The 9,124-nt window shown below is 52.4% G+C and carries 11 protein-coding genes and 1 pseudogene; 10 read left to right on the top strand and 2 right to left on the bottom strand.

The features are described 5' to 3' along the window. Both pocR and pduF read right to left on the bottom strand, forming a co-directional pair. Positions 1–394 (bottom strand): annotated as a pseudogene (gene pocR / locus KQJ18_RS18425) (regulatory protein PocR); the annotation flags it as partial. Positions 395–597: 203 nt separating this feature from the next. Then, positions 598–1,407 carry a propanediol diffusion facilitator PduF gene (pduF, locus tag KQJ18_RS18430; protein ID WP_087855993.1) on the bottom strand — a complete coding sequence of 270 codons (810 nt, stop codon included), beginning with the start codon at positions 1,405–1,407 and terminating at the stop codon, positions 598–600. 524 nt (positions 1,408–1,931) lie between these two features. On the opposite strand from pduF, the gene pduA reads away from it, so the two are divergent. The 10 genes from pduA to KQJ18_RS18480 all read left to right on the top strand — a co-directional run. Then, a complete protein-coding gene (gene pduA, locus KQJ18_RS18435) occupies positions 1,932–2,213 on the top strand; it encodes a propanediol utilization microcompartment protein PduA (RefSeq protein WP_003030255.1) in 282 nt (93 codons plus the stop codon). Then, a complete protein-coding gene (pduB, locus tag KQJ18_RS18440) occupies positions 2,213–3,025 on the top strand; it encodes a propanediol utilization microcompartment protein PduB (protein ID WP_003030252.1) in 813 nt (270 codons plus the stop codon). Before pduA ends, pduB begins: the two co-directional genes overlap by 1 nt. 18 nt (positions 3,026–3,043) lie before the next feature. Continuing rightward, positions 3,044–4,708: a propanediol dehydratase large subunit PduC gene (gene pduC / locus KQJ18_RS18445; protein WP_038641668.1), complete on the top strand. Its 1,665-nt coding sequence runs from the start codon at positions 3,044–3,046 to the stop codon at positions 4,706–4,708. Positions 4,709–4,718: 10 nt separating this feature from the next. After that, on the top strand, positions 4,719–5,393 hold the full coding sequence (gene pduD / locus KQJ18_RS18450; protein ID WP_038641670.1) for a propanediol dehydratase medium subunit PduD: 675 nt from the start codon (positions 4,719–4,721) through the stop codon (positions 5,391–5,393). A 14-nt stretch (positions 5,394–5,407) separates the two neighbouring features. Beyond that, positions 5,408–5,926: a propanediol dehydratase small subunit PduE gene (pduE, locus tag KQJ18_RS18455; RefSeq protein ID WP_016153529.1), complete on the top strand. Its 519-nt coding sequence runs from the start codon at positions 5,408–5,410 to the stop codon at positions 5,924–5,926. A gap of 15 nt (positions 5,927–5,941) precedes the next feature. Continuing rightward, positions 5,942–7,774 carry a diol dehydratase reactivase subunit alpha gene (locus KQJ18_RS18460; protein WP_038641673.1) on the top strand — a complete coding sequence of 611 codons (1,833 nt, stop codon included), beginning with the start codon at positions 5,942–5,944 and terminating at the stop codon, positions 7,772–7,774. Continuing rightward, positions 7,764–8,114, top strand: a complete 351-nt coding sequence (locus KQJ18_RS18465) for a glycerol dehydratase reactivase beta/small subunit family protein (RefSeq protein WP_038641675.1) — start codon at positions 7,764–7,766, stop codon at positions 8,112–8,114. Before KQJ18_RS18460 ends, KQJ18_RS18465 begins: the two co-directional genes overlap by 11 nt. 19 nt (positions 8,115–8,133) lie before the next feature. Then, positions 8,134–8,409, top strand: a complete 276-nt coding sequence (gene pduJ / locus KQJ18_RS18470; protein WP_001057752.1) for a propanediol utilization microcompartment protein PduJ — start codon at positions 8,134–8,136, stop codon at positions 8,407–8,409. Positions 8,410–8,433: 24 nt separating this feature from the next. After that, entirely contained in the window at positions 8,434–8,898 is a 465-nt protein-coding gene (locus KQJ18_RS18475) for a BMC domain-containing protein (RefSeq protein ID WP_216422464.1), read from the top strand. Beyond that, positions 8,898–9,124: PduL/EutD family phosphate acyltransferase (locus KQJ18_RS18480; RefSeq protein ID WP_253297524.1), on the top strand; the 227-nt coding region annotated here is incomplete at its 3' end. The genes KQJ18_RS18475 and KQJ18_RS18480, both read left to right, overlap by 1 nt.

Genomic DNA, 9,124 nt, shown 5'->3' on the forward strand with positions numbered 1-9,124 from the left:
GTTCGGGATCGGCTTGCCAGCGGTCATCGACGTTCAGGATATCCACCAGGCCGACATCGTTACTTAAACGCACCTGACCACACAATACGAACCCAACCAGGTGACCCGCAATTACCAGCGGAATTGAGAAGTCGGTAAGCCCCGCGTGGCAGCGATAGATGCAGGGTTGATCGGATTTTGAAGCTTCCAGCCCGCCACAGCGATCGCTCATACGACAACGGGTACTGTGCTGAGGATGCTGGCGCATCAACTGACAAAAAGGGGTGAAATTAAAAAGCTCAGAAATTTCATCACCGTGAATATTGACAACCACAACAGCCAGACTGGTGGCCTGCGCAAAATCCTGTGCGATTTTATTAATGAGTTCTGAGTTCAGGGCACTCGCAGAAATCATGATAAAACCTCTCAGTTAATTTATTGTTATAAATAAAACATACTATTTACACATCCAGTTTCATCTCGCTTTCCTGGGCGCTGATGAAAGTCATCATCGAACATAACAAAAGTCTCCCATTGTGGGGAGACTTTTTCAGCGGTTCAGGAAACCGGATCACGAAAACAGTTTTTACGCTTTAAAAATAAACATCTTCCGTGAAGCTAGCTCTCATTTTCCTCCAGTTTACACGTATTACACGGTAAATTTTTGCCAATAAAATAACGATAAATTGCTGCGCCTGCGCACGCACCGATGATGGGGGCCACAATCGGTACGATGAAATAAGGGATATCACGCCCGCCGGTCATCGCCACATCTCCCCACCCGGCCATCCATGCAAATAATTTTGGACCGAAATCACGTGCCGGGTTCATCGCAAATCCGGTGAGCGGCCCGGTAGATGCACCGAGAACAGCCACCAGAATGCCAATCAATAAAGGCGCCAATGGCCCTCTGGGGACGCCATTACCGTCATCGGTAAGTGCCATGATCATGCCCATCAGAATGGAAGTGATCACTACTTCAACCAGCGCAGCCTGCCAGACGCTGAGCGCCGCCGCTGGATAAGTACTAAAAATACTGGCCAATTGCAGGCTTTCAAGGCTGCCGCGTACCATTTGATGGGCAGACTCATATTCGGTAAATAGACTTCCGTACAGCAGATAGGCTAGCAACGCGCCGCCAAAGGCACCCGCAACCTGCGCTACGGTGTATGGCACAACTTTGCGCCCCGGAAAACAGGCAAATAACCACAGGGCGATGGTGATTGCGGGATTGAGATGCGCGCCAGAAATCCCCGCTGTCAGGTAAACGGCAAGCGAGATCCCCAACCCCCATATGATGCAGATCTCCCATAATCCCAAACTGGCGCCCGCGACTTTAAGTGCGCTCAGGCATCCGATGCCAAAAAACAAAAACAGCCCGGTACCCAAAAACTCAGCAATGCATTGCGCTTTTAGTGAATCGTTCATTGTGACACCTTCTAAGCAGAGTTCGTGTCTTTACCAGCGGACTCCTTGCTGGTACGTAGAATACTTCAAGGCTTACTATAAAAAGCCGTATCGGCAAAATGTTGGCAATCTGAAGGCGGCATGCCCCTCAAAATCGTGCTGAGATAGCAAATTCTTGCTATCACTTTTATTAAAACAGGTGAGAACACAGGGAAATCCACTATTAGTGGTACATTTGTGAAACGATAAAATATTGCTATTGGCAGAATTATGTTTTCAGACAATCATCACATTTTCATTTTTCCGCATAGCAAATGCTATTTTTAATGTCACTAACAAAAGTGTAAATATGGAATTAACATAACCAAATATTCATATCATGAAAGCAAAGAATAACCATTAAAAACAAAAGGATAAAATAAAACACAGCAATTTTATATCACCATAACCTCACTATTTTTTCATTCATATTTTCAACTCAGCCATTCTTTTTCCTCGCTTCTTTTTATAGTCATGAATATCGGGACAACCCAGGCGAGGTCTTTATGCAACAAGAAGCGTTAGGAATGGTAGAAACCAAAGGCTTAACTGCAGCCATAGAGGCCGCAGATGCAATGGTGAAGTCAGCCAATGTAATGCTGGTCGGCTACGAAAAAATTGGTTCGGGGCTGGTAACCGTTATTGTCCGCGGCGATGTCGGCGCAGTCAAAGCAGCAACAGATGCCGGCGCCGCCGCAGCCCGTAATGTGGGAGAAGTGAAAGCCGTACACGTTATCCCGCGCCCTCATACCGATGTAGAAAAAATCTTACCGAAGGGAATTAGCTAATGAGCAGCAATGAGCTGGTTGAACAGATCATGGCGCAGGTGATTGCTCGCGTGGCAACCCCAGAACAGCAGGCTATCCCTGAAAATAATCACCCAACACGAGAAACGGCTATGGCAGAGAAAAGCTGCAGTTTAACGGAGTTTGTCGGTACCGCGATTGGCGACACCGTCGGTCTGGTAATCGCCAACGTAGACAGCGCCTTACTGGACGCGATGAAACTTGAAAAACGTTATCGCTCCATTGGCATCCTTGGCGCCCGTACTGGCGCGGGTCCGCACATTATGGCCGCCGATGAAGCGGTAAAAGCAACAAATACGGAAGTCGTCAGTATTGAATTACCACGAGATACCAAAGGCGGCGCGGGCCACGGCTCGCTGATTATCCTCGGCGGCAACGATGTTTCCGACGTGAAACGCGGAATTGAGGTTGCGCTGAAAGAGCTGGATCGCACCTTTGGCGATGTTTATGCCAACGAAGCCGGTCACATCGAGATGCAATACACCGCCCGCGCCAGCTACGCGCTGGAAAAAGCCTTTGGCGCGCCGATTGGCCGTGCCTGTGGCGTGATTGTCGGCGCGCCAGCCTCCGTGGGTGTCCTGATGGCTGATACTGCGCTGAAATCCGCCAATGTAGAAGTTGTAGCCTACAGCTCCCCGGCCCATGGCACCAGCTTCAGCAACGAAGCCATTCTGGTCATCTCTGGTGATTCCGGCGCAGTTCGTCAGGCTGTTATCTCCGCCCGTGAAATCGGTAAAACCGTACTCGGGACCCTCGGCTCAGAGCCGAAAAACGATCGTCCGTCCTATATCTGATATCAGTGAGGCTGATTCATGAGATCGAAAAGATTTGAAGCACTGGCGAAACGCCCTGTGAATCAGGATGGTTTCGTTAAGGAGTGGATCGAAGAAGGCTTCATTGCGATGGAAAGCCCGAACGACCCTAAACCATCGATTAAAATCGTCAACGGTACTGTGACTGAACTGGACGGCAAATCCGCCAGTGAATTTGACTTAATTGACCATTTCATTGCCCGCTACGGCATTAACCTGGCGCGCGCTGAAGAAGTCATGGCAATGGACTCGGTTAAACTGGCCAATATGCTTTGCGACCCTAACGTGAAACGCAAAGACATCGTGCCGCTGACCACCGCCATGACACCAGCAAAAATTGTCGAAGTGGTGTCCCATATGAACGTCGTCGAGATGATGATGGCCATGCAGAAAATGCGTGCTCGTCGAACTCCGTCTCAACAGGCGCACGTCACTAACGTCAAAGATAACCCGGTACAGATTGCCGCTGACGCCGCAGAAGGCGCATGGCGCGGATTTGACGAACAGGAAACGACCGTTGCCGTCGCACGCTACGCGCCATTTAACGCCATTGCCTTGTTAGTCGGTTCACAGGTTGGACGCCCTGGCGTGTTAACTCAGTGCTCTCTGGAAGAAGCAACCGAACTTAAGCTCGGCATGCTGGGCCACACATGCTACGCGGAAACTATCTCCGTCTATGGTACAGAACCCGTCTTTACCGACGGCGACGACACACCATGGTCGAAAGGCTTCCTCGCCTCTTCCTACGCCTCTCGCGGCCTGAAAATGCGCTTTACTTCCGGCTCTGGCTCTGAAGTACAGATGGGTTATGCCGAAGGTAAATCGATGCTTTATCTGGAAGCCCGCTGCATTTACATCACCAAAGCCGCTGGCGTGCAGGGTTTGCAAAACGGCTCAGTAAGCTGCATCGGCGTACCTTCTGCCGTGCCGTCCGGTATTCGTGCGGTTCTGGCCGAAAACCTGATCTGTTCTTCTCTGGATCTGGAATGCGCCTCCAGCAACGATCAGACCTTTACCCACTCGGATATGCGTCGTACCGCGCGTCTGCTGATGCAGTTCCTGCCAGGTACTGACTTCATCTCTTCCGGTTATTCCGCGGTACCGAACTACGACAACATGTTCGCCGGTTCCAACGAAGATGCTGAAGACTTTGACGACTACAACGTTATCCAGCGCGACCTGAAAGTGGACGGCGGCCTGCGTCCGGTTCGAGAAGAAGATGTTATCGCCATCCGTAACAAAGCGGCCCGCGCGCTGCAGGCTGTGTTTGCCGGGATGGGATTACCGCCAATCACTGATGAAGAAGTGGAAGCTGCGACTTACGCTCACGGATCGAAAGATATGCCAGAGCGCAACATCGTTGAAGACATCAAATTTGCACAAGAGATCATCAGTAAAAATCGCAACGGTCTTGAAGTGGTAAAAGCGCTTGCTCAGGGCGGGTTTACCGATGTTGCGCAGGACATGCTCAACATCCAGAAAGCCAAGTTAACCGGGGATTATCTGCATACCTCCGCCATTATCGTTGGCGACGGACAGGTGCTATCCGCAGTAAATGACGTCAATGACTATGCCGGTCCGGCAACAGGTTATCGCCTGCAAGGCGAACGCTGGGAAGAGATCAAAAACATCCCTGGCGCACTTGATCCCAACGAACTTGGCTAAGGGGTGAAAAATGGAAATTAATGAAAAGCTGCTGCGCCAGATAATTGAAGACGTGCTGTCTGAAATGCAGACCAGCGACAAACCCGTCTCATTCCACGCATCGACAGCGGCAAGCGCGCCGCAGGCCGCAGCGGTACAGAGCGACAGTTTTCTGACCGAGATTGGCGAAGCTAAACAAGGTCAGCAGCAAGACGAAGTGATTATTGCCGTAGGTCCAGCGTTCGGGCTCTCACAAACCGTCAATATCGTCGGGATCCCGCATAAGAATATCTTGCGCGAAGTGATTGCCGGGATTGAAGAGGAAGGCATTAAAGCACGCGTTATCCGCTGCTTTAAATCCTCTGATGTCGCGTTTGTCGCCGTGGAAGGCAACCGTCTGAGCGGTTCCGGGATCTCTATCGGCATCCAGTCAAAAGGCACCACGGTTATCCACCAGCAGGGGTTACCGCCGCTTTCTAATCTGGAACTGTTCCCTCAGGCGCCGCTTCTGACGCTGGAAACCTATCGTCAGATCGGTAAAAACGCCGCGCGTTATGCCAAGCGTGAATCTCCGCAACCGGTCCCTACTCTGAATGACCAGATGGCTCGACCTAAGTACCAGGCGAAATCGGCCATTCTGCACATTAAAGAGACCAAATATGTCGTGACGGGCAAAAACCCGCAGGAACTGCGCGTGGCGCTTTGATAAAGGATAACTCCATGAATACCGACGCAATTGAATCGATGGTTCGGGATGTGCTGAGCCGGATGAACAGCCTGCAAGGCGAGTCCGCTACTCCGGTTGCGGCAAGTTCATCAGCACATACCGCGAAAGTCACGGATTACCCTCTTGCGAATAAACATCCTGAGTGGGTAAAAACCGCGACCAACAAAACCCTGGATGACTTCACGCTCGAAAATGTTCTGAGCAACAAGGTGACGGCACAGGACATGCGCATCACGCCTGAAACGCTGCGCCTGCAGGCGGAAATCGCCAAAGATGCCGGGCGTGACAGGCTGGCGATGAACTTTGAGCGCGCCGCAGAGCTAACCGCTGTACCTGACGATCGCATCCTGGAGATCTACAACGCGCTACGCCCGTATCGCTCGACTAAAGATGAGCTGATGGCTATCGCTGACGATCTCGAAAATCGTTATCAGGCAAAGATCTGTGCGGCTTTCGTTCGTGAAGCGGCAGCGCTGTATGTTGAGCGTAAAAAACTCAAAGGCGACGACTAACTCAGGGACAGGATCATGCGATATATAGCTGGCATTGACATAGGTAACTCATCAACGGAAGTCGCTCTGGCTACCCTGGATGAGTCTGGCGCGCTGTGTATTACCAACAGCGCCCTGGCAGAAACCACCGGGATAAAAGGCACATTGCGTAATGTGTTTGGCATTCAGGAGGCACTTACGCTGGCAGCAAAAAACGCCGGCATCAATGTCAGCGATATTTCGCTCATCCGTATTAACGAAGCCACTCCGGTCATTGGCGACGTGGCGATGGAAACAATCACCGAAACCATCATCACTGAATCCACCATGATCGGCCATAACCCTAAAACGCCGGGCGGTGTCGGGCTGGGTGTTGGCATTACTATTACGCCGGAAGAGCTGCTCAGCCGTCCGGCGGATACACCTTATATTCTGGTGGTGTCATCAGCATTTGATTTCGCCGATGTCGCCACGATGATTAATGCCTCGGTACGCGCCGGATACCAGTTAACTGGCGTAATTTTGCAGCAAGACGATGGCGTGTTGGTCAGCAATCGTCTGACTCACCCCCTGCCCATCGTGGATGAAGTGCTTCATATCGACCGTATCCCATTGGGTATGTTAGCTGCTATTGAGGTCGCGGTTCCCGGAAAGGTCATTGAAACGCTTTCTAACCCCTACGGGATTGCAACTGTCTTTGGTCTCAATGCCGACGAGACTAAAAACATTGTCCCGATGGCGCGCGCGCTGATCGGCAACCGCTCTGCCGTGGTGGTGAAAACGCCGTCAGGCGATGTGAAAGCACGAGCCATTCCCGCCGGGAATCTGGAGCTACAGTCACAAGGGCGTACCGTACGCGTCGACGTTGCAGCAGGCGCTGACGCGATTATGAAAGCCGTTGGCGAGTGCCCGAAACTGGATAACGTTACCGGCGAAGCGGGGACCAATATTGGCGGCATGCTGGAACATGTACGCCAGACAATGGCTGAATTAACTAACAAACCCAGTCAGGAAATCTTTATTCAGGATCTACTGGCGGTTGATACCTCGGTTCCCGTCAGCGTGACCGGTGGACTTGCCGGTGAGTTTTCGCTGGAACAGGCTGTCGGTATTGCCTCAATGGTGAAATCAGATCGCCTGCAAATGGCAATGATTGCCCAGGAGATCACGCAAAAGCTCAACATTGATGTCCAGGTTGGCGGGGCTGAAGCCGAAGCGGCCATTCTCGGGGCCTTAACCACTCCGGGTACGACGCGACCACTGGCTATTCTGGATCTCGGTGCGGGATCGACCGACGCCTCCATCATCAACCCGAAAGGCGAAATTATTGCCACACACCTGGCGGGTGCGGGCGATATGGTCACGATGATTATTGCCCGTGAACTGGGGCTGGATGACCGTTATCTGGCCGAAGAGATCAAAAAGTACCCGCTGGCGAAAGTTGAGAGCTTGTTCCATCTTCGCCACGAAGATGGCAGCGTTCAGTTCTTCCCTGAGCCTCTTCCACCAACGGTTTTTGCCCGCGTGTGCGTAGTAAAACCTGATGAGCTGGTGCCCCTGCCAGGCGAACTGGCGCTGGAGAAAGTACGGGCCATTCGCCGCAGCGCCAAGGAGCGCGTTTTTGTCACCAACGCGCTCAGAGCGTTACGTCAGGTGAGTCCGACCGGGAACATTCGGGATATTCCCTTTGTGGTGCTGGTTGGCGGCTCGTCCCTGGACTTCGAAGTACCGCAACTGGTCACCGATGCGCTGGCGCATTATCGCCTGGTTGCCGGGCGCGGCAACATTCGTGGCACCGAGGGTCCGCGCAATGCGGTCGCGACCGGGCTGATTCTCTCCTGGCACAAGGCGTTCGCTCATGGAAAGTAATCTCAACACGCCCGCTATCGTTATCTTCACCACCGGTGACTGTGCTGACACCTGGAACGACGTGCTGCTGGGTATTGAAGAAGAAGGGATCCCGTTTGTGATTCAGGAGAACCATTCAGCCGACGTTATCCACAACGCATGGCTCGCGGCATGCCAGTCGCCGCTGCTGGTTGGCATTGGCTGCAGTCGCGAAAAACTGGTCGTGCACTACAAAAATCTACCCGCGTCAGCGCCGCTTTTTACGCTGATGTATCAACAAGATAACCACGCTCGTCGCAGCATCGGTAATAACGCTGCGCGGCTGGTTAAAGGCATTCCATTCCGGGAATGCCACTCATAACCCACAGGAGACAAGCAGTATGAATAACGCACTGGGACTGGTTGAAACAAAAGGGCTTGTCGGCGCTATTGAAGCCGCTGATGCCATGGTGAAATCCGCAAACGTGCAGTTGGTCGGTTACGAAAAAATCGGCTCAGGCCTGATCACCGTTATGGTCCGTGGTGATGTCGGTGCGGTGAAAGCCGCAGTAGATGCAGGAAGCGCAGCTGCAAGCGCCGTTGGCGAGGTGAAATCCTGCCACGTTATCCCGCGTCCGCACAGCGACGTTGAAGCCATTTTACCTAAATCCGCATAAGTCGTTGCAACCAAGGAGCACAGCGTGAAGCAATCACTGGGATTACTCGAAGTTAGTGGTCTGGCATTAGCCATCAGTTGCGCGGACGTCATGGCGAAAGCCGCCTCCATCACGCTGGTGGGCCTCGAAAAAACCAACGGTTCAGGCTGGACGGTGATCAAGATAATCGGGGATGTGGCCTCCGTGCAGGCGGCCATTTCTACCGGTGTCAGTTTCGCGGACCAACGCGATGGGCAGGTGGCTCACAAAGTCATTTCCAGACCAGGGGACGGAATCCTGTCACATAGCGTTACACCGGAACCCGAGCCAACACCCGCCCCCATCCAGGTCGAGCCGCAAGAAGAGATGTTGGCGGACAGTACAGCGTCCGAAGCGCCGCAAAATGCGGAGTTGATTAGCTGCAATCTGTGCCTTGACCCAGCCTGTACCCGCCAGAAAGGTGAGCCTCGATCTCTTTGTCTGCACTCTGGCAAACGAGGTAAAGCGTGATGGATAAACAGCAACTCAAGTCAACGGTCACCAAAGTTCTGGATGAAATGCGCGAGCGCCCTATTCCGCTGGGGATCTCTAATCGTCATGTTCATCTTTGTACTGAAGATTACGTCCGTTTGTTTCCCAATCAGCCTATCAGCAAGAAAAAAGGGCTATTGCAGCCCGGACAATACGCTGCAGAGCAGACCGTCACGCTGGTCGGACCTAAAGGACAGTTAAAAAA

It is taken from the genome of Citrobacter sp. S55_ASV_140 (assembly GCF_018919505.1).
In the GTDB taxonomy this organism is placed as follows: domain Bacteria; phylum Pseudomonadota; class Gammaproteobacteria; order Enterobacterales; family Enterobacteriaceae; genus Citrobacter; species Citrobacter werkmanii.